The organism is Photobacterium sp. GB-36, from assembly GCF_003026135.1.
Taxonomy (GTDB): domain Bacteria; phylum Pseudomonadota; class Gammaproteobacteria; order Enterobacterales; family Vibrionaceae; genus Photobacterium.
This window is the reverse complement of record NZ_PYNY01000021.1, coordinates 15,645-38,734: the sequence shown is the minus strand read 5'-3', so window position 1 is coordinate 38,734 and position 23,090 is coordinate 15,645. Positions and strand designations below refer to the sequence as shown.

At 38.5% G+C, this 23,090-nt stretch carries 22 protein-coding genes and 1 pseudogene; 8 read left to right on the top strand and 15 right to left on the bottom strand.

Features of this window, described 5'->3' with window-relative positions; translation table 11 throughout:
- Positions 1–2 precede the first annotated feature (2 nt).
- The 7 genes from C9J46_RS16415 to C9J46_RS16385 form a co-directional block, all read right to left on the bottom strand.
- The gene (locus C9J46_RS16415) at positions 3–836 is read right to left on the bottom strand and encodes an ABC transporter ATP-binding protein (protein WP_005364475.1); all 834 of its coding nucleotides are present in this window, start codon (positions 834–836) and stop codon (positions 3–5) included.
- A gap of 20 nt (positions 837–856) precedes the next feature.
- Positions 857–1,783, bottom strand: a complete 927-nt coding sequence (locus C9J46_RS16410; protein ID WP_107291249.1) for an ABC transporter permease — start codon at positions 1,781–1,783, stop codon at positions 857–859.
- 57 nt (positions 1,784–1,840) lie between these two features.
- Positions 1,841–3,301 carry a CmpA/NrtA family ABC transporter substrate-binding protein gene (locus C9J46_RS16405; protein WP_006644067.1) on the bottom strand — a complete coding sequence of 487 codons (1,461 nt, stop codon included), beginning with the start codon at positions 3,299–3,301 and terminating at the stop codon, positions 1,841–1,843.
- A 255-nt stretch (positions 3,302–3,556) separates the two neighbouring features.
- Positions 3,557–4,132: an ANTAR domain-containing response regulator gene (locus C9J46_RS16400; protein ID WP_107247251.1), complete on the bottom strand. Its 576-nt coding sequence runs from the start codon at positions 4,130–4,132 to the stop codon at positions 3,557–3,559.
- A 123-nt stretch (positions 4,133–4,255) separates the two neighbouring features.
- Positions 4,256–5,143: a uroporphyrinogen-III C-methyltransferase gene (gene cobA / locus C9J46_RS16395; RefSeq protein WP_107291236.1), complete on the bottom strand. Its 888-nt coding sequence runs from the start codon at positions 5,141–5,143 to the stop codon at positions 4,256–4,258.
- A gap of 15 nt (positions 5,144–5,158) precedes the next feature.
- Positions 5,159–7,858: a nitrate reductase gene (locus C9J46_RS16390; RefSeq protein WP_107291235.1), complete on the bottom strand. Its 2,700-nt coding sequence runs from the start codon at positions 7,856–7,858 to the stop codon at positions 5,159–5,161.
- Between the two features lie 247 nt (positions 7,859–8,105).
- Complete coding sequence (locus C9J46_RS16385; protein ID WP_107287808.1) at positions 8,106–9,143, bottom strand: potassium channel family protein; 1,038 nt, start codon at positions 9,141–9,143, stop codon at positions 8,106–8,108.
- Between the two features lie 417 nt (positions 9,144–9,560).
- Between C9J46_RS16385 and C9J46_RS16380 the strand changes: the two genes are divergently transcribed.
- The gene (locus C9J46_RS16380; RefSeq protein ID WP_107291234.1) at positions 9,561–10,139 is read left to right on the top strand and encodes a hypothetical protein; all 579 of its coding nucleotides are present in this window, start codon (positions 9,561–9,563) and stop codon (positions 10,137–10,139) included.
- A gap of 776 nt (positions 10,140–10,915) precedes the next feature.
- Here the strand turns inward: C9J46_RS16380 and C9J46_RS16375 are convergent.
- The 5 genes and pseudogenes from C9J46_RS16375 to C9J46_RS16355 all read right to left on the bottom strand — a co-directional run.
- Positions 10,916–11,038: pseudogene (locus tag C9J46_RS16375) on the bottom strand (ISAs1 family transposase); the annotation flags it as partial.
- Positions 11,039–11,584: 546 nt separating this feature from the next.
- Positions 11,585–11,905, bottom strand: a complete 321-nt coding sequence (locus C9J46_RS16370) for a JmjC domain-containing protein (protein ID WP_107291233.1) — start codon at positions 11,903–11,905, stop codon at positions 11,585–11,587.
- Complete coding sequence (locus tag C9J46_RS21955; protein ID WP_107291232.1) at positions 11,857–12,084, bottom strand: JmjC domain-containing protein; 228 nt, start codon at positions 12,082–12,084, stop codon at positions 11,857–11,859. Before C9J46_RS21955 ends, C9J46_RS16370 begins: the two co-directional genes overlap by 49 nt.
- A gap of 86 nt (positions 12,085–12,170) precedes the next feature.
- Positions 12,171–12,371: a hypothetical protein gene (locus tag C9J46_RS16360; RefSeq protein ID WP_107291231.1), complete on the bottom strand. Its 201-nt coding sequence runs from the start codon at positions 12,369–12,371 to the stop codon at positions 12,171–12,173.
- Positions 12,355–13,440, bottom strand: coding sequence for an MFS transporter (locus tag C9J46_RS16355; protein WP_146144666.1), 1,086 nt, complete (start codon positions 13,438–13,440; stop codon positions 12,355–12,357). The genes C9J46_RS16360 and C9J46_RS16355 overlap by 17 nt, the downstream gene beginning before the upstream one ends.
- A gap of 658 nt (positions 13,441–14,098) precedes the next feature.
- On the opposite strand from C9J46_RS16355, the gene C9J46_RS16350 reads away from it, so the two are divergent.
- From C9J46_RS16350 to C9J46_RS16335, 5 genes are all read left to right on the top strand, one after another.
- Entirely contained in the window at positions 14,099–14,302 is a 204-nt protein-coding gene (locus tag C9J46_RS16350) for a hypothetical protein (protein ID WP_107206832.1), read from the top strand.
- A 65-nt stretch (positions 14,303–14,367) separates the two neighbouring features.
- Entirely contained in the window at positions 14,368–14,493 is a 126-nt protein-coding gene (locus C9J46_RS21885; RefSeq protein WP_255418314.1) for a hypothetical protein, read from the top strand.
- A 476-nt stretch (positions 14,494–14,969) separates the two neighbouring features.
- The gene (locus C9J46_RS16345) at positions 14,970–15,569 is read left to right on the top strand and encodes a LemA family protein (RefSeq protein ID WP_107206831.1); all 600 of its coding nucleotides are present in this window, start codon (positions 14,970–14,972) and stop codon (positions 15,567–15,569) included.
- Positions 15,569–16,327, top strand: a complete 759-nt coding sequence (locus tag C9J46_RS16340) for a YgcG family protein (protein ID WP_107206830.1) — start codon at positions 15,569–15,571, stop codon at positions 16,325–16,327. The genes C9J46_RS16345 and C9J46_RS16340 overlap by 1 nt, the downstream gene beginning before the upstream one ends.
- Positions 16,328–16,329: 2 nt before the next feature.
- A complete protein-coding gene (locus C9J46_RS16335; RefSeq protein WP_107291229.1) occupies positions 16,330–16,947 on the top strand; it encodes a TPM domain-containing protein in 618 nt (205 codons plus the stop codon).
- Between the two features lie 55 nt (positions 16,948–17,002).
- Here the strand turns inward: C9J46_RS16335 and C9J46_RS16330 are convergent, their stop codons facing one another.
- Positions 17,003–17,527, bottom strand: a complete 525-nt coding sequence (locus tag C9J46_RS16330) for a hypothetical protein (RefSeq protein WP_107291228.1) — start codon at positions 17,525–17,527, stop codon at positions 17,003–17,005.
- Positions 17,528–18,003: 476 nt separating this feature from the next.
- Here C9J46_RS16330 and C9J46_RS16325 point away from each other — a divergent pair, with 476 nt between their 5' ends.
- On the top strand, positions 18,004–20,103 hold the full coding sequence (locus tag C9J46_RS16325) for a S9 family peptidase (protein WP_107287803.1): 2,100 nt from the start codon (positions 18,004–18,006) through the stop codon (positions 20,101–20,103).
- Between the two features lie 165 nt (positions 20,104–20,268).
- On the opposite strand, the gene C9J46_RS16320 is transcribed toward C9J46_RS16325, so the two are convergent.
- Positions 20,269–20,619 carry a GlpM family protein gene (locus C9J46_RS16320; protein ID WP_107291227.1) on the bottom strand — a complete coding sequence of 117 codons (351 nt, stop codon included), beginning with the start codon at positions 20,617–20,619 and terminating at the stop codon, positions 20,269–20,271.
- A 108-nt stretch (positions 20,620–20,727) separates the two neighbouring features.
- Positions 20,728–21,225 (bottom strand): DUF2867 domain-containing protein, encoded by a 498-nt coding sequence (locus C9J46_RS16315; protein WP_107259724.1) that lies wholly within the window; start codon positions 21,223–21,225, stop codon positions 20,728–20,730.
- A gap of 725 nt (positions 21,226–21,950) precedes the next feature.
- Here C9J46_RS16315 and C9J46_RS16310 point away from each other — a divergent pair.
- Entirely contained in the window at positions 21,951–22,880 is a 930-nt protein-coding gene (locus C9J46_RS16310; protein ID WP_107291226.1) for a VirK/YbjX family protein, read from the top strand.
- The last annotated feature ends 210 nt before the right edge of the window (positions 22,881–23,090 follow it).

Genomic DNA, 23,090 nt, shown 5'->3' with positions numbered 1-23,090 from the left:
CCTTACGCGACTTCTTGCGTTCTTGGCTGAGTCATTGGCTTAACTTTGCAGTGCTTCTCATATAAAAACTGTAAAACTTGCTGACGTAGATATTGATACCGTTCGTTATTTGCGAGAGAAACACGATTTCTAGGACGAGGTAGATCAACTGCTAATACTTGACCGATTGTGGCTGCAGGACCATTTGACATCATCACAATACGATCAGATAACAGCACGGCTTCATCGACATCGTGGGTGATCATAATAATGGTATTATTAAGCTCAGCTTGAATTGCCATTAAGGCATCTTGCAGATGTGCTCTTGTCAGTGCATCTAAAGCACCAAATGGCTCATCCATCAGTAAAACATTGGGCTGCATTGCTAAAGCACGAGCAATCCCTACCCGCTGTTTCATACCACCAGAAATTTCATCAGGCTTTTTGTCACTGGCATGGGTCATTTGCACCAACTCTAAATAGTGCATCACTTGCTGATTAAGCAAAGTCTTACTCACTTTCTGTTTTTGATGTATCGCGACCTGTTTAAGCGCTAACTCAACATTTTGATAAACCGTTAACCACGGTAATAAAGCGTGATGCTGAAAGACGACCGCCCTATCTGGCCCCGGCCCTGCAACTTCTTTATTACTGACAATAACCCCACCATCAGTTGGCATCTGAAGACCTGCGATTAAATCAAGCACGGTTGATTTACCACAACCAGAATGTCCAATTAAGGAGATAAACTCTCCTTTATTGACGGTTAGATTAACGTCTTTCAAAGCAACAAATTCGCCCGTTGCGACAGGGTAACGCATCCCTAATTGAGTTAACTCAAGTAATGGTTTTTGCATCTTACTTCTCCTTTTTCGCCTTATCGCAACACTTGCTGCTTATCCCATGAAACACGCTTTTGGATCATGAGCATTAATCTATCGAGCATTAAGCCAATAAAACCAATCATCACCACCGCAACCATGATTCGGCTTAACGATGCTGCACTGCCATTTTGAAACTCGTCCCATACAAACTTGCCTAATCCCGGATTTTGCGCGAGCATTTCTGCGGCAATAAGTACCATCCATGCGATACCAATTGATAATCTTAAGCCGGTAAAAATCATCGGAATGGCAGAGGGCAAAACAATCGTTCTAATATGCTGCCAATAAGATAAACGCAATACTCGACTCACATTGACTAAATCTTTATCAACATTCGTTACGCCAACGGCCGTATTAATTAAGGTTGGCCATAAACTGCATAAGGTGACGGTAAGCATTGAATTAAGAAAGGATTTTGCGACTAACGGATCTTTCGTTACGTAACTTGCACTTACTACCATGGTCACTAACGGCAACCATGCCAATGGTGAAACAGGTTTTAATAATTGAATAATAGGGTTAAACGCCATGTATAACTTGTGATTGAGTCCCAGCACTAACCCCAATGGGATCGCAATAACGGATGCTAAAATAAAGCCACAAGCAACGGTCACTAAACTGGTAACTATTTGATCAAAGAATGTCGCTTTACCCGTGTAAGCACGCACTTTGATATTGGCATCAGGATCAGCGGCTAATTTTTTAGCATTACGTACTTCCTGACGCTCATAGAAAGCCTGTTCTTTTTCTCTCTCTTGCAGATGATCTTCAACCAGTAACACAAATTGTTCAGCGGTTTGAACCGGTCCCGGTAATGAACCAAGTGATGTTTTCACTTGTAGTGCCGAAAAGTGCCAAATCACAACAAAAAACAAGACGCCTAATACTGGTAGTAACCATTCGGATGAGCGTTTTAACATGACTTTTTGCTCGGGTAATTGTTTAAGAAAACTAATCGTTGCTGACATGATCTCTCCTTAGATCTGCTGATCGCCTTTTAAGCCAATCGAAAATTGCTCGAGATACGCATTCGGGCTACGTCCGTCATAGGTAATATTGTCAATGAAATGATTATGTGGAGGGCGGAAACCCGTTTCATTATCGACGTCTGAAAAATCTGATTGCTTCATAAGGCCATCTGAAATCAGGGCATTAACTGCTAATCGATAAATATCAGGACGATAAACTTGTTTGGCGATATCGATATACCAGCTATCAGGTTTTGCTTGTGGTATTTGTCCCCAGCGACGCATTTGGGTTAATGACCAAACAGCATCACTGTAGTAAGGGTAAGTCGCGTTATAACGAAAGAACACGTTGAAATCGGGTGCAGGTCTAATATCACCAGCCTCATATTCAAAGCTCCCTGTCATGCTATTCGCTATTACCTTTTCATCAGCCCCTACATATTCACTACGAGCAAGTATCTTTGAAGCCTCGGCACGATTCTCATTGCCATTATGATCAAGCCACGCTGCCGCACGAATTAAGGCTTTAACTAATCGAATATGCGTATTAGGGTTTTCTTTCGCCCATGATTCCGTTACACCAAAGACTTTCTCTGGGTTATTCTTCCAAATATCATTATCTGCAATGATCGGTACCCCAATTTTTTTCGCTACCGCTTGTTGGTTCCAAGGTTCACCAACGCTATATCCTTGAATTGTTCCTGCTTCCATCGTGGCTGGCATTTGCGGTGGTGGAGTGACATTCAGTAAGATTTCAGCCTCACGTTGCCCACTGTTATCGCCTTTTTCAGGGGCATAAAACCCAGGATTGATCCCAGCGGCTGCTAACCAATAACGTAATTCGTAGTTATGGGTTGATACCGGGAAAACCATACCCATTTGAAATGGCTTTCCGGTATCTTTGTAATGTTCCAATACAGGCTTTAACGCTTCAGCTTTAATCGGATGGATAACTTTTCCATTCTCATCAACCGGTAATTGTGGCTTAATTTGTTGCCATACTTCATTGGAAACAGTGATCGCATTACCATTTAGATCCATGCTAAATGCCGTAATAATCGGTGCTTTGGTACCAATACCGATTGTTGCACCGAGAGGTTGACCAGCCAGCATATGCGCGCCATCTAACTCACCATCAATCACGCGATCCAGTAGCACCTTCCAATTTGCTTGCGCTTCCAGTGAGACATACAAGCCTTCGTCTTCGAAATAGCCCTTCTCATAAGCAATAGCTAGCGGTGCCATATCCGTAAGTTTAATAAAGCCTAGTTTTAGTTCTTCTTTCTCAGGCTCGCCTAACACCAATGGCGATGCATTGACCGTTAGCGCTCCAAACAGCAAAGCAGATAAACTGACGCCGTACGATTTTTTGATGAGCTGCATGAGTCCTTTTATAGCCATAATATTTCCTACCCAACTTAAAAAATAAAAGCCACTGCTTCGGTTAAGAAACAGTGGCTTCGGTGCCATCCCAAGTACCTTCATGGTAGCTATGGATTTTTATCGCTCTCGTCGGTTATTCAAGTGCGACCAAAAATTTTGTGTAAGTGATGCGCTTGCACAACTTACACATTAATTAATCCATCATTTATGCCAATTTTTTTAAAATCGTAAAAAACATTAAAAACAGCTAGTTACGATATTTCGATTATTTGTTTTATTTATATTTGCCTTAATATGGTGCAGGTCGCACCAGATAAGTAACAGATAACAAAGTAAATAAAGCTAATATTGTTCGGTTTTCTGTAATGTTGAGATTAAGTTTCTCGCTATTTTCACCATCGGCAAACCATTATCCATCGCCGCTTTTCGTAGTGCGTCATGAGCTTGATTTTCATTAAGACCATGGTGCTTTTGGAGTAAGCCTTTCGCTTTATCGATCCATTTTTTATCCATGATTTTTTGCTCTAAATCTGCAATTTCCTGCGTCAGTTTTATTTGCTTATCACGCACTTGTTTTGCTCGCCCAATCCACGTTTCAAACTCGCAGTCAACCGTTGATGGCAGTAATAAATACCCTTCAGGATCTGGTAATATATTGAAAGTATTAATATTAAATTTACGAATAAAAACAATAAGCGGCGTACTATTTAAAGAAGTGAGTTTAATGATCTCTTTTAATTCAGCACAAGGCTGTAGCCATGAAGTCACAATAGTAGCGTCAGGATATTGCGATAACATCCCAGCTAATTGATTAAACTTAACCTCGATAACAACGCGGAGATCAATGGCAACACGCTGCGCTATTTTGCTTTGTTCTTCTTGGCTGTCGCTGCAAATAATAATAGGGATAACTGGCATAATCTTTCCTTGATAACAACATCTTTCTATACAAGTGGTTATTTTCCTATTACGTACACTGCAATTAGACTGCCAACTCTAAAAACAAAACTATAAATAAACCTATTTATTAAAATCAGCCCCTTAAAGCAAACACACTTGCTCAGTTAATTGCCTTGCTGTGCGCTGTAATTGCTCACGTAGTGCTACCACATCACCGATGATGATCAAGGCGGGGGATTCGCCTTTAAGATCCTCTGCTAATGACGCGAGTCCTTTCAGTTGTTCAATATAGACAGCTTGATTAACAGAGCAGCCATGACAGATCACGGCAACAGGCGTCTCTTCATTTAACTTGGCCTCAATCAATTGGTTTTGTATCTGTTGTGCCTTCTCTAGTCCCATATAAAACACTAAGGTTTGCCCATTCGCGACAAGTTGCGACCACGCATTAAAAGCCCCTGTTGCTACATGTCCTGTGACTAAGGTAACGGAACGCGAAACTTCACGATGAGTAAGAGGAATACCAGCAGAAGCTGCGCAACCAATCGCGGCAGTAATACCTGGAATGAACTCATAATTAATATTTGCATCCACCAAGGCTAACGCTTCCTCTCCCCCTCGCCCAAAGATCAAAGGATCGCCCCCTTTAATTCTCACCACGTACTGCCCTTTATGTGCTTCTGATATCAATATCTGATTAATTTCCTCTTGCGATAAACTCGGTTTACCACAACGCTTACCTACATAAATATGAATAGCTTCAGGGTTGGCTAACGCAATAATATCTTGGCTGACTAAACGGTCATAAACGACAACATCGGCATGCTCAAGTGCGCGCAATGCTTTTATCGTTAATAAATCAGGGTCGCTCGGGCCAGCTCCCACTAAACTTACAAACCCGCTATCATGCTTACGACTTGCAGATGAAAGTGGCCTCAGTACCTTTTTATACCCCTGATCGTCATGAGGCTGGAATCGGCTTTTTAAGACTTGTTTAGCGGTTCGTTTGATTGTTGAAAAATCATCCATGATTTCATCCTTCATTTATAATTGAACAGTTGGAATAAGTTGCTGACTTTCTGAAAAATGTCGTTCAACTTGAGGTAGGCAAGTACCACAATTAGTACCGCATTTTAATTGCTTAGTAAGATCGGATAATGATGTGATGTTATTGGTAACAATGGCTTGTTCAATCATCAGATCCGTAATTTGGAAACAACTACAGACAAGCGTTTGCTTACTATGCTGACAACCTAAGGCTTCTAGCACATCCGTCATCACAAAGGGTTGATTAACACAGTTAATCAGTGTCGTCATATCAACATTAATTGGCTGATCACTAAAAAGATGGATCGCCGTAGTATTCAATTTAACATCAAGGTTAATTACCTTGGCTAACTGCACTAAGGCAAATCCCCACTTTTGTTCTACTAATAAATACTGTTGTTTCGATCCAGCTAAAGATCGCAATAGCACCGTTTTGTCTAAGCAAGTCTTACCTGCATATCGCCAGATCCCTTTCTGCTGATAATGTTCATTCTGATACGTTTGGAAACTGGCATATTCATAGTCCAATTGTGCCGGAATATCCCCTAATGACACGCCATGAAATTCCATCGAGATCGGTGTTAGTTTTACTTGTGCGGACTTAAAACTAGGCTGACCGGATATAGGATCACAAGCCACAATCACACTTTGATTGATAGCCGATTTTGCACCGTATTTCCCAGCCCAGTGCATAGACATAAACACTTGCTGCTGGCTAAGTGTCGAATCAAAAACAACCCGAGCAAGATGTTTATTCAAATCTTGATAGCTCTCAAGCGATTCAATACAAACAAAGTCACCATCCACTAACCCAACATGTTTAGCACTGGTTGGATGAATATAAAGACTCGGCTCGACTTCAGACTGTGCCAATACTGGAACATGCCCAGTTCGTGTCATGGTATGCCATTGATCACGTTGTCGACCAGTGTTAAGCCAGAAGATCGATTGAGAGGCATCTTGTGCTAACATCACATTTGACGACGGGTTTTCACTTGCTGAAGGCGTGACGACTAATTGGGCTTTTCTGGTTGGAGTCGAAAATAAAGGAAGGTCATTGTGTTGTTCAAATACGCCATTACTGGTCGCATTGAGAGGCCATTGCTGCGGCTGCCACGTTTGATAATCATCATCGCTAATCAATGCTAAACATGAAATATCAAATAACAAGTCAGTGCTATTGTTAATACCACTCAAGGCGGCATGTTCACGAAAAATATCAGCTTCTGATTGATAATCAAACGCTTTACTAAAACCTAACTGCTTCGCCACATCACAAATCATTTGCCAATCGGCTTTAACCTCACCTGGCATTGCGGTAAATGCCCGCTGTCGACTCATCATACGCTCTGAGTTTGTTACCATGCCTGATTTTTCACCCCATGCCGCTGCTGGTAATAAGCAATCTGCATACGCTGCTGTATCTGATTCAGGTGTAATATCAGAGACAATCACATATTCACACTTTTCTAATGCTCGGCGTACTTGCTCGTTATCTGGCATTGATATCACGGGGTTAGTTGCCATGATCCACAACACGCGGATATCACCGTTTTCTACGCTTTTAAATAAATCGACCGCTTTATGCCCTGCCGTTGTTGCGATATTAGGCGCTTGCCAAAACGCTTTAACTTGCGAAATTGAAATATCATCAAAGCCACGATGAACGGCGAGTTGATTAGCAAGCCCGCCAACTTCTCTTCCTCCCATCGCATTAGGCTGGCCTGTTATAGAAAAAGGACCACAACCTTGTTTGGCCATTTTTCCACTAACTAAATGACTATTAATAATACTATTGGCTTTATCTGTGCCACAACTTGCTTGATTCACCCCTTGGCAAAATACAGTTACAGCACGCGGCGCTTCCTTCATCCATTGGTAAAATGTTGCTAGTTGCTCAATCGCAATGCCACTACTTTTACTTACTTCAAGCAATGAATATTTATCTTTCATTACCTCTTGCTGTAATGCATCAAAACCTTCAGTTACCTGAGCAATAAAATCACGATCAATAGCGTTGTTTTCTATAAGGTAACGAATTAATCCATTGTAAATATCAATATCAGTATCATTGGCCAACGCTAAATGTAAATCCGCCTGCTCTGCTGTTACCGTTTTACGTGGATCTATCACCACTATTTTTAATAATGGATTTTGTTTTTTTGCTTGTTGGATACGTTTAAAAACAATGGGGTGAGTCCACGCTAAATTAGAACCCACCAGCACAATTAAGTCGGTGTTGTCTAAATCGCTATAATTGGTAGCAACAATATCTTCACCGAATGCTCGGTTATGTGCAGCAACAGCAGAAGCCATACATAACCGAGAGTTTGTATCGACATGGCTACTACCAATAAAGCCTTTCATTAATTTGTTGGCAACATAATAATCTTCCGTCAATAACTGACCAGATAAGTACATACCAATGGCTTCAGGACCGGATTCTGCTATCACACGGCTAATGGTTTCAGCTATTTGACTGGTTGCCTGATCCCACTCGACAACCTTTCCTTTAATTTGAGGATATAACAAGCGATTAGGTTGGCTCATACTGGCTACGAGTGACGAACCTTTTACACAAAGTGCACCACGATTTGTTGGGTGAGATACATCACCAATAATCTCAGACTGCTTTGTTACAACGCCACAGCCAACACCGCAATATGGACATGCTGATTTAATTCCTTGGCTAATCATCCCTTCCCCTTAACAATATCGCACTGCCACTGAAATAAAAAAAACGCTTATCCCGAGAAGAGATAAGCGCCAATGCTTAACGAAATAGTGAATGTGCAATAAGATTAATGCAGTGAGTATGCCAACCTAAAAAAACAAGAAATTACTATTAGATAACAGTGAGTTAATTGCCACCCCTTTACTTTTTAATTTCTACCGTAATCACCCACAGCACCAACATAATGCGTCGTTGCACAACAATGAGTCATCAAGATGCTGGCTCTGGCCACGTCATATCATCAACACGTTCATCCGCAATATAAAATAGACGAGTAGCAGGAGTAATAGATTGGTTTAATGGTGGATTGACTTGAATCCCCTTACCATCGTCATAGGCAATAAGGATAGCATCGTGCTGATATTTAAAATGCTCAAACAATAACGCAAAGGTCGCTGGTTGTTGTGTTGAAGGGTAATCAATCGCATATTGAGTCATCCCTTTATCCGTACTTAATAGCTCTTGATGAAGCACACTCGACCCCGGATCAACCGCTGATTTAGCAATCATTTCAATCGCAACCGAAGGAATACATTCCGCATTAGGACAATGAAGCTTTAATAAATCGCTCAGCCCCTCGTCATCAAAATAAGCCAGTAAATGTGCACTTGGATTACGACCTGCGGCAAATAATGCTGCAGTTAAGGTTACGTCATCATGTAGCGCATCAACAATAATACAACTGGCTTTATCTATACTGGCACGCGCCATTTCCTCGGCATTGGTATAGCTAGTGACACGGACAAATTCTATCTTATCAGGCATAGGGTTTTCGATTTCAGAACGCGTACATAACACAATCGTCCGACGCCCTGCTTCTTCATGTAGTAACATTCGTAACATGCTAAGCGTTCGATTTTCATTCCACCCCAACAGTAAAATATGCTGCTCCATTTCAAGACTCCTTTTTCCTAACATGCCACGTCGCCAAACACTCACGAACAAGGTTGCTATCCGGCCAACAACAATCGCAAATAGCCCTAAACCACCCGGAATAATAAATAGCGCAGCCACCCATTTACCGAGTGCGGTTTCAGGAGAATGATCGCCGTAGCCCACAGTAGAAGCGGTTACGACTAAGTAATAAAAGAAAGTGGAGAAAGAACGACTTAATTGTTTTTCACCCACAAGAAACAGTAGTAACCAACTTATTGCGATGTATAAACCCGTGATAACTGCAATATTTCGCCCAGTTAGTTGAGAGAAATATTTTACCGTAATCCGTTGTAGGTATAACCACAGCCCCATATTCACCCCACACTTAAATAAATATAACCCTCAGATTTAAGCGTAGCTTGTTAAAGGTAATTATTTAAAAGCCGTACTTAATTTGTAAAACACTCACATACCATAAGAAATAAATAACCAAAAAACCACTATTATTAAAACATTGAATACCACAAGTTATTCACAGAACGCTAATTCTATTATCGGTTACTGTATATTGTTTTTTTATCAGTATAAGGATATTAATCTCCGTGTTAATTACGCCGCCTTAGTTTCTCTTCCCCTCGCCAAAAACTTAACAATGACTATCTTCGTCTTCATATTCGATTCACGTTTGTCATTTCTTTGTGATACTCGCTTTGCCCTTGTTCAAGTCTATTTACAGCCCTCGACACCTCGTTTATCGTCTGCAATAAAACAACAGTCAATTACATAATTATGAAGAAATATAGACTTATAGGCGCAGTAGCACTAATTACGATTTGTTGCTTTTATTACAATAAATCCGAACAACCGACGGCTAATATTGCGCATTTTTCTAAGCAAGAAAAAACACTGCAATCAAAGTTAGAACTTGATATAAACCAAACTATTCTAGAGCAGGCAAAAAAGTGTATTAATAAAACACCAACAAGAAAAAACTTTCGCTGCCCGATTGATATCAATACTGCTGAAATCGCAATAAATGGAAAACTCAACATTATGCGAACAGGTAACCATTACGAGATTCATACCACAGGTTTTGTTTATAACGATAAAGCAAGCAAAATACAGACCTCAGTCACCACCGAAGATCAGGGCTTTTATCAAATTAACGATGCCTTACAAATTGTGAACTTTCGCCTTACTTTTCAACAAGGTGATAAACATTGGTATAGTGAATCAACCAAGCCATTTACGTTTTCAGAGTCATCAGATAATACGATCAAAATTGTAAAAGGCTCAGCAAGAAACTATGGTTGTAACAACTCCTATTTTGATTGGCACTCAAACAATCAGAAGGTGTTAAACGCCTAATATCAAGCAACCCAATTGTTCCCCCGATTGGGTTGCTTGATGCCTTAACTATTAATCATAACAATGGGTTTTATCGCTACGTTTCTGTTGGGTAGTTAAGATGCGACAGAGTCGTTCGGTGATCACAATGAGCTAGCTATGAAAGCTAGCTCGTTTGTGGACAGAAATGAGTTTCGCGAAAACTTACATTAGCAATGTCATGAATAACTATAGGTATGGCAAATAGCAAAAATGGCATGCATGACACACCAGATGATGTAGCGCCCCCTCTGCCTTACGAACACCGAACTCGCCTTGAGAAAAGCATCAAGGCTGCCACCCCTCTAGAGCATATCACACAATTTACTTATACAGAGGCTCGGGCTTGTTCAACACTTGGGATTTAACGTTGGCTACGCAACACTTAATCCTTACTTGTTATGTGTGTGCTAAAAGCCCAACAGATCTTTTAATGAAAAACCATCAAGCGTGTTTGGGGTTAACATGCCTGTAGCAATTAACACTAAAAACACTGCGATAGTCAGAAACACAGGAGTTTTTAACCATACAATAAAGACATATATATACGTCCTTTATAGCGTTCCAGTCTTTCAATATGTCGACTCTTAGCCAAACTAAAAGCTAGTATTAGGTAAGAAAGAAGTGAGATCGTAGCGATTTCATCAGTAGCTTTGGAAACTGAAGTGCCCCAATACCCGCGGTAAAAAACAGCGTGCTAAACGCTTTGTCCATGTAGTTATACCTACCACAGGGCGGGATTCAACTTTGGCTAAATATCAACCAAAGATCATTTTTGAGCGATATTCGCCAGACCAACCTGATTTTCTACGTTTGGCAGCTAAGCTATCTTTGTCACTCTCATCTAGCTTTATCGTGTTCAAAGCAGCACGATTAAATGACACCAAGCGAGAAAGCAACAGCCCAACAAGTATCATACCCAAACCGATATTTACGGAGTAAAGTAGCGTTTTATTTTGAAGTGTAAACTCTTCAATTGTTAAAGTCCAAAATCCATTAATTATAAGCAAGATAGTAATAAACTGTCGGAGCTATATTCCTTCTTGCCTTTATTTTCACAAGTTTTGTTAGGTTCTGGTTCTCTGCGCGTATCTATAGTATTCAATATTATTATCCTCACTTTTTAGTTATTGTTTTATTCGACTCTTAAGCAAGTGAACTGATTTGGTTGTATGGCGATTACTTCAATGTTCTCGGTTCGCCACACATAGACGAGAAATAGTAGCGAAGAAGAAACCAAGCCGCTACTCTAGCAAAAACAATGCCGCTCACCTTAAGTGAACAGCATTAGAGTTACCACTCCTGTCTTGATTGGCTTTTTAAAAATGTCTATAGGTGACGCTAGAAGGAATATTATTCCGTGATATTAAAGCCAAGTTTATGAACAAGGCGCAACATAATTTAAATGTATCTTGTTAGCTTGTGAATCATTCAGGCAAAAAATATGGCGCGAGCATATAGTCTTTGCACGAATAGCTAACATTATTGTCATTTGGTATACTTTTTCCTGTATAAGCCAAAGAACTCTCGGAGTTGGTCTGAATACCTAGAGTTAAGTGCAATGAGTGTGTATCAGAAGTAAATGGGGTATGGACATAACCTTTAGGAATATAAAGAATATCACCTTCATGAACAAATTCATCAATAATAGGTTGACCTTTAGCTATCTCATTAACTCTCTTGTCTAAATCTAAAGATTCTAATAGAGACTCTTGAGTGTCGTCAAAAGCCCTCCCCAAACAAGCCATCTCTTCTTTCCCGAACACTGTATTAAAAGGGTTGCATGTGGGTCTGCATGTATTTGAACACCTTGGGTGTCACTCGGTGCTAAATACGCATTGGCTTGGACGGTGTAAGGAAACAATTCCTCGATAACTTTGTTTTTAAGTGCCGCAACAGCTGGAAACCTACGGTCAATGTGCTTCATGATTATAGAGCTACCATTTAAAAACTCCTGTAAAATAATAGAGGAGTCAAAATATCCAAGTTCTCTTTGTTGAAAAGGCACATCAGTCAGCTGACTATATTTTTCTTTGTGTTAGATATTGCTATATACGGTAGCCTTGCTCCATCAACTGAAATAAAGTCATCTATATCATTTACAGATATTATATTTTTAAACTCACTACCACCACCTTTTATTATACAAGGGTTAGATGGTAGGCCGTGACTATCAGTATTTCTGTTTAAAAGGATATCAATTATTTTTTTCATTCTCTTGTCCTTTAACTTGATTTATAACATCAGTGGAAAATGTAAAAGCATTGTAAAAAAAATAAGCAAGAATCGAAAATGAAATACAGAAATAAACGTTTTGAACGTTATTAGTTAAATCGTACTTATACATATAAGATATAATTAGAATTGAAATTGGATTTAAAAATAGGCTCCAAAAAGTCAATGATGATAGATACATGGACTTTTTGTCTTTCGGTATGTTATTTACACGAATAGTAGTTATGTTTATAACAATTAATGGTAGCCCAAGCCCCCCTAAAAACAACATTGCAGGTGCCATATAAACGTTATCTCCAGAACCAAACGACAGCATAAGAGCTAATAAAAATAACCCAATAAGAATTGCTTGCTTATCAGGAATTTTGTTTGAAATAAATTTGTTAGCAATGAATACCCCTAATCCGAAAAGCATATCTAACAAAACAACAAACTCAGGAATTGGATAAATTCCATTTGCAGCATTGTGTGGTAATGAAACCATGAAAAATGGAGTCATAAGTAAATTAATCACAGCTAAGGTGGGAATAAAGACCTTTTCGTATTTTATTGATAATGAGTTGAACAAACTCGTAAAAGTATCGCTAAACTTTACCCTGTCAAGTGATTTTACATTAGGTATATTTATTAATGCATACTCTTTTATAAAAAAAGCAATACTTAGAAGAACAGTACTTATTATGACCGTATTTAAGCTACCAAAAGATATAGTAGTTAGCATTCCTATTATCGGAGATAGAAATATTTTATAAGACGCAAAAATAGATCCAACCCTGAATGCAACTTTAGACCTACTACCATACCTGTCATGCAGTAAAGATGTTGTGTTTGTTGGGAGTATACTCACTACACCACCTAACAATAAACATGTAACTACTGATACAATCATTTGCAAAGTTGATTCAAGAACAATCAAGGCAGTTAACGCAAGTAAGCAACAAATAAAAGCGGAAATGTAACAATAGTTATATACCGTTTTTCTTCCAAATTTATCGGGTAAATATGAACTAAATGGCATTAAATATATCTCAAAAGTCCTAAATGCCATGTATGTAATACCACTTAATATAGTATCATCAGATAAGTAAAACCACAGAAATGAGAATATTATCGCATCGACTGATATCCTAAGCATCATATTACTCAAAAAAAAGGCATACACATTTTTCTTCATTTTATAAAAGAATATTCGTGAGTTCCTGTTTTCAAGTTTATGTGCTCAGCGCAAGCCTTAGCTCTAATGCCTGATTTACAAATAAAGGCAGCACCTATGAATTCCTTCGGGTCATCATTATTCATAATTTTTGTTCATTTGGTTTGATTTGTTTTGCATATTCAATCTTCAGTATTGTTAAAAAATGCAATTGAAATTTAATTTACTGTAAATAAATTAAATCTTAGAGAAACTATAGGCAACAAAATGTAACTTCAAGACTATAACAACAATTGCAGCGACTTTAATAACGCGGTGTGATTCACGTCATGAAATTAGCTTACTTTGTGTTCAGAAAGCACTAAATATCATTACGTTATATTATTCGTGAGTGTTCTGCTCTTGCAAAGTTCATTATGGGGTGGTTAATTATTGAACAGCATGGTTAAGGTTATAATTATTTCGGATAAAAAACATACAATAGTACTTAACATACGAAGAACAATGTTAATTGATTACCGACGAGAAAAGTTACTTCAAGTTATGAAGAGCATTGACCGCATTTGAAGTTAAAAGAACAATCCGTAAAGAGCATATTGTCTATCTCAACGATAGTCAGCATTCAATCGATGATGATCGATGTTTAGTGATTCAAGAGGCAGTGGCACTGAGCAGTGATAATGACACCCTCTATCAAAGCTTACGAGGTACCATTTATTTCGGGCTGCTGGGCTTAGATATCACTAAAGATGATTAGTAGATAATTCGCCAGTGTAAAAGCCACGTTCAAAGACGTACTCAATAAACCGGCACCAAGGATAAATGGATACTGTTTGTCAGATTCTTCCCGATATAGATCTTGCCGTTTGGGTATGTGATTTTGTAGATAACCTTGCTATTACTATCAATATTGATCTTCAACTAAGCTGGCTACTCATGAGCTTCTAACATTAGAAAATGTTGGTCAATATGAACATCGTCGTTTGGTGAGGAGCATCTACTCTACGTTTTGGGGCAATTCCGAGTTAGATGAATTAGTAATTCATTGTGAATTACTAATTCATAATGTCGAAAGACATCTTCAGCATGACGAATGTTGCTGTATCTCTCCTCTTTAACTTCAATTCACAAGAAACCGAGACTACCAAAGAAACACACCTTCTTTACTTACAGCCACCAAAAAGCCAGCGAGTAACAAGCAAAATAGTTATTACACATTTAGATGTGCTAACCACCTAATACACTCTTTATTTTTGCCATAATAATTGCGTCTTATTGATTTTTTATACTAAAAATAACAATGACATATTGATGATAATTATTTAATTTTATTTATACTTAACATGTATAAACTCCATTATTTTGCATTGTTCAATTATCAATAAACAACGTAAATATAATCATACATAACAGAAGGGATACGAATGTTTAATTTTCCAAAAATACTGAAATGGGTATTTAGCTTGGCTTTACTGCTCCAACTGACCGGCTGCGGTATTAATACAATTCCCATGCTCGATGAACAAGTAAATGCAGACTGGGCACAAGTTGAAAATAATTACCAACGTCGCGCTGATTTGATCCCGAACCTTGTCGCAACGGTGAAAGGCTATGCTAGCCATGAAAAAGACACATTAACTGCCGTTACAGAAGCGCGTGCAAAAGTCTCTTCAATGCAGGTTACTCCTGAAACAATAGATAACCCTGAAGCATTTAAAAAGTTTGAAGCAGCCCAAGGACAATTAAGTAGTGCGCTATCTCGTTTAATGGTTGTGTCTGAGCGTTATCCTGATTTAAAAGCTAATGAGCAATTTATTACACTGCAAGCGCAACTTGAAGGCACAGAAAACCGTATTGCCGTTGCTCGTCGTGATTACATTAATAGCGTTAAAGCCTTTAATACAGAAATTCGTACTTTCCCAGGTCGTTTCTGGCATTGGATCATGTATAGCGATTTAACGGTTAAACCAAACTTCTCAGCAACGACACCCAATGCTGATGTTGCACCTAAGGTAGCATTCTAATGATAAAAAAAGTCCTGTATTTTACCGGACTCTTGTTGCTAGTTAGCCAAGTTTGCTTTGCACAACCCACCTTCCCAAAACTGACGGGACGTGTGGTGGATGATGCGCATATCCTTAATGCTTCGCAAATCAAACAACTAGAGCAACTGCTTGCGAATGAAGAGAAACAATCTTCAAACCAAGTCGTTGTTGTTACCATTCCATCAACAGATGGGATCCCTATTGCCGATTACGGGTATCAACTCGGTCGTCAATGGGGTATTGGCAATAAAGAGCATGACAACGGTGTGCTATTAATTGTTGCCTATAACGACAAGAAAATCCGGATTGAAGTCGGTTATGGCTTAGAAGGCGCACTGCCAGATGCGACAGCTATTAGTATTATCAACCACGAAATAAAACCTGAGTTTAAATCAGGCCAATTTGCCAAAGGGATTGAAAATGGCGTATTAGCGATCCTTGGGGCAATTAAAGGTGAATATAAGCCTGTGGTTCAAGAAGAAAAACCGTCTTATGATCTTTACCTATTCATACTCTTTGTCATCGTGATTCAAATTATCGCCTTTAGCCGACGTAGAAGTCATCGTTCACAGTATTATCGTCGTAATGGTGATGTATTCACCAGTGGTGGTTTTGGTTCGGGAAATTCCCCTCGCTCTGGCGGAAATGGTGGCGGCTTTGGCGGAGGCAGCAGTGGTGGAGGTTTTAGTGGCGGCGGTGGTGGCTTTGGTGGCGGCGGCGCATCAGGAGGATGGTAAATATGAAGTTATTTACTAATGAACAACTAGAAACAATCAGCCAAGCAATTGGTGAAATTGAAAAAACAACCGATGCTGAATTAATGACTGTTGTGGCGACTAAAGCCGACGACTATTATTTTGTACCGACATTATGGGCTGCAATTATTGCGTTATTTATTCCCGCCCTACTCAATTTCTTACCTTTTTGGTTAGAGTTAAACGACGTTCTATTATGTCAGTTAGTCGGCTTTATCGCGTTTACCTTGTTATTTAGGATCCCTGCGATTAAATATCGTCTGGTGCCAAAAGCAGTGAAACATCGTCGTGCTAGTCTTGTGGCAAGAGAGCAATTTCTCGCCAATGGTATTCATCGCACCAAACAGCATTTAGGCGTGATGATTTTTGTGTGTGAAGCCGAACATTACGTTGAAATATTAACGGACTTCGGTATTAGTGAACAAATCAGTGATGAAGCATGGGGCTCTATTGTTGCTGATTTCACAACCAATGTTCGCGCAGGAAAAACCTATGAAGGCTTTCTGCAGTGCTTAGAGCAATCAAGCAAGTTACTGGCTAATGCTTATCCATTAACTGAAAATAAAAATGAGTTACCTAATTGCTTAGTCGTGATTAGTTAATCTCAGATACCACACCCAAAAGGCGCTCACTGAGCGCCTTTTTTATCACTATACTTTATGGATAAAATGAATATTGTTGATGAAAAAGCGTATCCATTTTCTGCGCGTAGGTATTTATCATATCTGTCGCTTCAGCAAAGTGGTATTGATCGTCAGCAGGATGAGATAACACGGTATCGTCAATGGTTACCTTCATCTTATTTTGATATTGAGAATGGTAGGCCACTTCTGTGGTTAGCTCAATGTTCACATTCGTATCAAAATAGGCGGTTTCTAAACGCATTTTTTCACGTGCAGGTAGCGTTTCATTGGCTTCTTTTACCATTTGACTCAGCTTTTGCTTCACATCCGTTGTTATCTGATCTGTGTCCGTCATGATCATCAAGATGGGCATCTTATTATCTGCATCTGTAATCGTAACTGTCGTCGTTAACTGTTCATCGTAAACGTCACCTAACCTAACTTCACCACTTGGTTCGTTAAGAATATTTTGTGAGGTCAGCAACGGGTAAAAAGATTGTCCGCCTATCACGATAGCACCAACAACAATTCCTAAAACTATAATCCATGTGCTCTTCATAAAAAGACATACTATCAATTAGTTATATTTCTTATATTAGTCTCTAGCAAAGCTCATTTCGTGAGTGAAATCACGTTATTTCGTTTTTATGAACCACAACTGACTATATGATCAAAAAATACATGGTGTATCTTGTAAATTTACAATAAAACCAATGCGTTAGCTTTTTTCTATATAATTAAAATCTTCAATTACAATTCTCTCTGTTTCATATAAGAAAAAATAGCAGCTACGATATTACTTTTTATCTTAATTCTTCGATTTTAATTCTAAGGATTGAAAAATAGAGAAATACCCCAAGATATAGGATGTAAGCAGAGCATAATAAAACTATAAATGCATTCTTATCGCGTTTATTCATGCCTAAATCTGTCTTAAAAAATAACAAAAATACAACACCTTATGGTAATCGTTGTATCCTATTTTAAATTTTCTTTTATGCTCAATGAAAAGAAAATACTTGGAAGGACATTATTGTGAATACAAAAACAACAAACGTGGTTCATGCGTCTTCATTTAAAGCGCCAGTCGCAAAGAAAGTACCACATGAAATGACCATCCATAATGATACACGTACTGATAATTACTATTGGATGCGTGATGATAAACGCTGTGATCCTGAGATCATTGCGCATCTTAACGCTGAAAATGCTTACACCGATGCTGTAATGGCGCATACAGAAGCATTACAACAGCAGCTATTTGAAGAAATTAAAGGCCGTATTGTAAAAGATGATAATTCAGTCCCTGTAAAACAAGGCAATTACTTCTATTCCAGCGAAGTAACGGGTGATAATGAATATCCTGTTTCAGTTCGAGCAGACGATTTTGCAGGAACGAATAAAACCGTATTGCTTGATATTAACGAACTGGCTAAAAATCACGAGTATTACAATGTATCAAGCCTAAGTGTAAGCCAAGATGAAAATTTACTGGCTTATGGTGAAGATACTGTTAGCCGTCGTATTTACACCATCAAAGTAAAAAACCTGACTACGGGTGAATACCTTGCTGATGAAATCACAGGCGCCAGTGGATCTATTGCGTGGCAGAACGATAACAAAGCGTTTTATTACATCAAGAAAGATCCGCAAACCTTATTGGGGTATCAAGTATTCCGTCACCAATTAGGTACAAACCAGACTGAAGACGTGTTGATTTTTGAAGAAAAAGATCAAACGTTTTATACCTCGATAGGTAAAAGTAAAGATAACGAATTGGTGTATATTTGGCATTCAAGCACTGAAACCAGTGCTGTTTCTATTATCGATGCTAACGATCCAAACGCTACGGCAAAACCATTCTTAGCGCGTGAAGAAGGCTTAGAGTACAGTATTTCGAAACTTGGGCAGCAATTTTACGTGTTGACCAATTATAAGGCTGTTAACTTCCGCTTAATGAAAGTTGATACCGATCAAATCGGTGATAAGTCAAAATGGCAAGATGTAATAGCACCTGCTGAAGGTGTGATGCTAGAAGATTACGAATTATTTGATAACTACCTTGTATATCAGCAACGTTCAAATGGTTTAACCCATGTGACTGTTCGTCAATTAGATACCAATGAAGAGCGTGAATTACACTTTAATGATGAAGCATTCACCGCTTTCTTCTATGGCAATAAAGAGCTTAATACCAATAAGCTCCGCCTTTACTATTCAAGTATGACAACGCCAGCGTCTCACTTTGATATCAACCTTGATAACAGTGAGTTCGACCTTTTAAAACAGGCTGAAGTACTAGGCGATTTTGAAGCAAGTAACTATCAATCAGAGCGATTAATGATCAACGCTCGTGACGGTAAACAGGTACCTGTTTCTTTGGTTTACCGTAAAGATTTATTTAAAAAAGATGGCACCAATCCGCTTTACCAATATGGTTACGGTTCTTATGGTTCAACCATTGATCCTAGTTTTTCATCATCACGTTTAAGCTTGCTTGATCGTGGTTTTGTCTATGCTATCGCGCATATTCGCGGCTCTGAAATGCTAGGTCGCCCTTGGTATGAAGATGGAAAGAAACTCACCAAGCAAAACACCTTCAATGATTTTATTGATGTAACAAAAGCACTTATCGAACAAGGTTACGGTGCGAAAGATAAAATCTTTGCTGTTGGTGGCTCTGCAGGCGGTTTGTTAATGGGCGCTATTGCTAACCAAGCGCCTGAATTATATTGCGGTATTGCAGCGCAAGTGCCATTTGTTGATGTGGTAACGACCATGCTGGATGAGTCTATTCCATTAACGACAAACGAATATGACGAATGGGGCAACCCTAATCAGAAAGAGTATTACGAGTACATGTTAAGTTACTCGCCATACGATAATGTGGGTCAGCACGACTACCCAAACATGCTTGTGACAACAGGGCTACATGATTCACAAGTGCAATATTTTGAGCCAATGAAATGGGTAGCAAAACTGCGTGAGATGAAGACAGACAACAATCGTTTACTGTTTAAAACCGATATGGAAGCTGGTCACGGCGGTGCATCAGGTCGTTTTAAAGCACTCCACGAAGATGCATTGGAATATGCTTTCTTCATCGACCTTTTAAATGAAAAGATGACTAAATGAAAAGTCACTAATCTAAGCAAATAGGTATCATCGCATTAATATTATGGCGTGTTCGCGAGTGAAATAATCACCGAACACGCCATATTCTTTGCATTAATGTAAATAAGCTTTAGATTGAGTGTTCATGTCACGATTCCCTATCTCACCCTACTCACGACTTCTCACCTAACTCAATGCAGGGCTAAACTTCGTCCACCCCATCAGTAACAAACAAGCAAAGAAAGCCCAAACTAATGCAGCCAATGATAGTGTCCAAACTAATTCATATTTATAACTAAAGTAATAAACAGCAATGAGATATGCCGCATAAGGGATTAGCGAATACAGTCCAAATAATGCCGTCATACGCAAATCTGCCATGGTGCGCTCTGTGCCAATAATATAGTGGGCAATTAAGGCAAAGGTGGGGAATAAAGGCACTAAACCGGAGATATAAAAGCTCTTACTTTTAGAAAGTAACGCAATGAGCAAAACGGCAAAAGCCCCTAACAAACACTTGAAAAATAGCGCTACCATCGATGATCTTCCTTTATCAGATCGCAGTGATCACTTATTAGATAGCAGCAATTTACCTTAAAATTCTAAACTAGAGTTAATAGAAAAATGTTACACCTTATTAACTGTTTAAATACGCTTTGCACGCAATGCTTGAGCAATACAGAACTTAGCCACCAACTTATGAAAAGGTTTAATGAACGCCATGTATAAACGTCCAGATCGTGTTTTTAAATTCACCAATGTTGAAACCGCATATTCTTTTTCAGAGAGCTTCAACACGGATAACCACATATCCATATTTTTATCATAAGCTGCTGCAACTACCTCCGCTTCCGATACCGACTCAAATACAAGAAAACCAGCTTGCTTACCTGTGGCTATTTGTTCTTTCGGTAACGACATTTCCGTTGCGCCCGCTGAAAACCCCAGCCAACCCATGATCTTATTTCTTATTTTCATTGCAATAATCACAGGCTTTGGTAAATGGGCAAAAATAGCATAATACACATCAATGGCATTTAAGTGCTGTTGGCTAATATTGACCGAAAAGGAATCACGATAATATCGTCCTTTTTCATTGCCTAAGATCCCTGTTGAACTCGGAAAAGTGATTTCTTTGATCATTGTAAGCTCTCCCTAATGAATGTATCTCTACATTAGCAATGTATTCCATTTCCAGATAGTTTAGATTAGTAGTGCGAGCGCACATTCCTAAATGATATTCACAATTAGCCTACATCATCGTAATTACACTTGTTCACCTTGGTCCTTTTATCCCGTCCTAACACTTAAATAAACTGTTTTTTCTTGGCAGCATGGGAATACTCTTAAGTCATATTGGATTGCTGCACCTTGTAATGAAGTATTAACTGCACCACACTTTCGTGCTGTCATGATTTACCTACACATATATTACAAGCAGGATGAATGTATAGCTCTCTCTTCATCACTCATTTCGAATTCAAACAATTAAGTTTCAGGTGGCTGAACTTTGCAAACATATTAATATACGCGTTAAATAACAGACAAACTTTAACTAAAAAACAGCCATTAATTAACTTTTCATTGGTAGTGAATAAACATTAATCTATTTATAACACCCGCCACCTGTTACAGGTAGAAACACTTTTTTCATAAAAAGCTATAAAAACAACGCTATTGTTTTTATAAATGAATAAAACCTCAATAATGTTGAATATGATTAACAATGAAAATACTAGATTTAAAATATTAACATTCCGTTCAGCCTTTATTAAACAAACACTGTTTAATTTGTAATTTATATTTAAGTCTTATTAATAGAAAAATATCCATAATTAAAAATATAAATATCTACAAGGTTTATCAAAATGTCTCATTTAGCCATCACATCAAACACGGTATTTAAGCGTGGATCATTTTTATCCAACATGCTTTATCCAAACATCAAAGGAATGGATAAAATAAGAAAAAAATTTCGTCTCTATTGCTGGTGCGTTTTCTCACCCAAAGTTACTGATGAAGTAATGGGCTACTTCGATAACCCATTACTTCAACAATTAATCACGGTATATCCGTCATTTATTGAAAAACCACTTAAGCCATATGGCTGTGTGGCATGGGATAAAAAACAAAGAATGCAGATGTTGAAAAAACATCTTCAATTTATGCTGAACAACTTTTCTTCAAAACTTTTAAATATATACCAGCATGAAGGCCTTAAGTTATCTCAAATAACAGATAAAAATGACAACGTTTACAATATCTATCTTGATGCTGGTTACTCAAGAGAAGGATCACTGGGTCTCACGCTCACAGATAGTAACAACAAGCAATTATATTGTATTAGTTTTACCGTTAATCAAGATCAAAGCCATTTACATATTGGTGCTTTACAAGGCCCAGACAGTGATATTGAGAACCGTCAAGAACTCATCAAAGAGTTAACAAAAGGACTATATGGCTTACGTCCTAAGGCATTAATGGTGGAATTAGCTCTCATTTTTGCTGATGCTTATCAATTAAAAAACATTACCGCTGTCAGTAATAAAGGTCACATTTATCAAGCACTCCGTTATATCGGTTCAAAACGTCATGCGGTTAGCTGTGACTATGACCAGATCTGGCAAGAATATCAGGGTGTTAAAGAAAGTAACGTAACCTATAAATTACCTTTATTACCAGAGCGAAAAGACTTGAGCACACTCAATCGTAATAAACGCAAGCTGTATAAAAACCGTTATCAGTGGCTGGATGAATTAAAACAAACATTACCGTTAGCACTTAAATCGGTAAATTAATAAAGTAAATATGAATGATAGTCGTCTTTATTACTCATGTTTCTAATCTTATTTAATTAAAAAAATTAGCGTTAAATGACCATAAACAGAAAAACCGCTCACAAGGAGCGGTCTTTATGTCGATGGGTGTGCGAACCATCAATTATTAATTATCAATTCAGGAAATTTAGCTAGATAAATAATGAGGAAATCATATATCAAACTACAATC

Bases quoted from the DNA above. Each gene is read 5' to 3' on its own strand.
- C9J46_RS16405 (WP_006644067.1), bottom strand. From the start codon at position 3,301: ATGGCACCGAAGCCACTGTTTCTTAACCGAAGCAGTGGCTTTTATTTT.
- C9J46_RS16390 (WP_107291235.1), bottom strand. From the start codon at position 7,858: ATGATTAGCCAAGGAATTAAATCAGCATGTCCATATTGCGGTGTTGGC.
- C9J46_RS16315 (WP_107259724.1), bottom strand. From the start codon at position 21,225: ATGATCAAAGAAATCACTTTTCCGAGTTCAACAGGGATCTTAGGCAAT.
- C9J46_RS16310 (WP_107291226.1), top strand. From the start codon at position 21,951: ATGTCTCATTTAGCCATCACATCAAACACGGTATTTAAGCGTGGATCA.
- C9J46_RS16410 (WP_107291249.1), bottom strand. From the start codon at position 1,783: ATGTTAAAACGCTCATCCGAATGGTTACTACCAGTATTAGGCGTCTTG.
- C9J46_RS16345 (WP_107206831.1), top strand. From the start codon at position 14,970: ATGTTTAATTTTCCAAAAATACTGAAATGGGTATTTAGCTTGGCTTTA.
- C9J46_RS16400 (WP_107247251.1), bottom strand. From the start codon at position 4,132: ATGCCAGTTATCCCTATTATTATTTGCAGCGACAGCCAAGAAGAACAA.
- C9J46_RS16335 (WP_107291229.1), top strand. From the start codon at position 16,330: ATGAAGTTATTTACTAATGAACAACTAGAAACAATCAGCCAAGCAATT.
- C9J46_RS16355 (WP_146144666.1), bottom strand. From the start codon at position 13,440: ATGGCATTTAGGACTTTTGAGATATATTTAATGCCATTTAGTTCATAT.
- C9J46_RS16360 (WP_107291231.1), bottom strand. From the start codon at position 12,371: ATGAAAAAAATAATTGATATCCTTTTAAACAGAAATACTGATAGTCAC.
- C9J46_RS16370 (WP_107291233.1), bottom strand. From the start codon at position 11,905: ATGGCTTGTTTGGGGAGGGCTTTTGACGACACTCAAGAGTCTCTATTA.
- cobA (WP_107291236.1), bottom strand. From the start codon at position 5,143: ATGGATGATTTTTCAACAATCAAACGAACCGCTAAACAAGTCTTAAAA.
- C9J46_RS21885 (WP_255418314.1), top strand. From the start codon at position 14,368: ATGGATACTGTTTGTCAGATTCTTCCCGATATAGATCTTGCCGTTTGG.
- C9J46_RS16320 (WP_107291227.1), bottom strand. From the start codon at position 20,619: ATGGTAGCGCTATTTTTCAAGTGTTTGTTAGGGGCTTTTGCCGTTTTG.
- C9J46_RS16415 (WP_005364475.1), bottom strand. From the start codon at position 836: ATGCAAAAACCATTACTTGAGTTAACTCAATTAGGGATGCGTTACCCT.
- C9J46_RS21955 (WP_107291232.1), bottom strand. From the start codon at position 12,084: ATGAAGCACATTGACCGTAGGTTTCCAGCTGTTGCGGCACTTAAAAAC.
- C9J46_RS16380 (WP_107291234.1), top strand. From the start codon at position 9,561: ATGAAGAAATATAGACTTATAGGCGCAGTAGCACTAATTACGATTTGT.
- C9J46_RS16340 (WP_107206830.1), top strand. From the start codon at position 15,569: ATGATAAAAAAAGTCCTGTATTTTACCGGACTCTTGTTGCTAGTTAGC.
- C9J46_RS16385 (WP_107287808.1), bottom strand. From the start codon at position 9,143: ATGGGGCTGTGGTTATACCTACAACGGATTACGGTAAAATATTTCTCT.
- C9J46_RS16330 (WP_107291228.1), bottom strand. From the start codon at position 17,527: ATGAAGAGCACATGGATTATAGTTTTAGGAATTGTTGTTGGTGCTATC.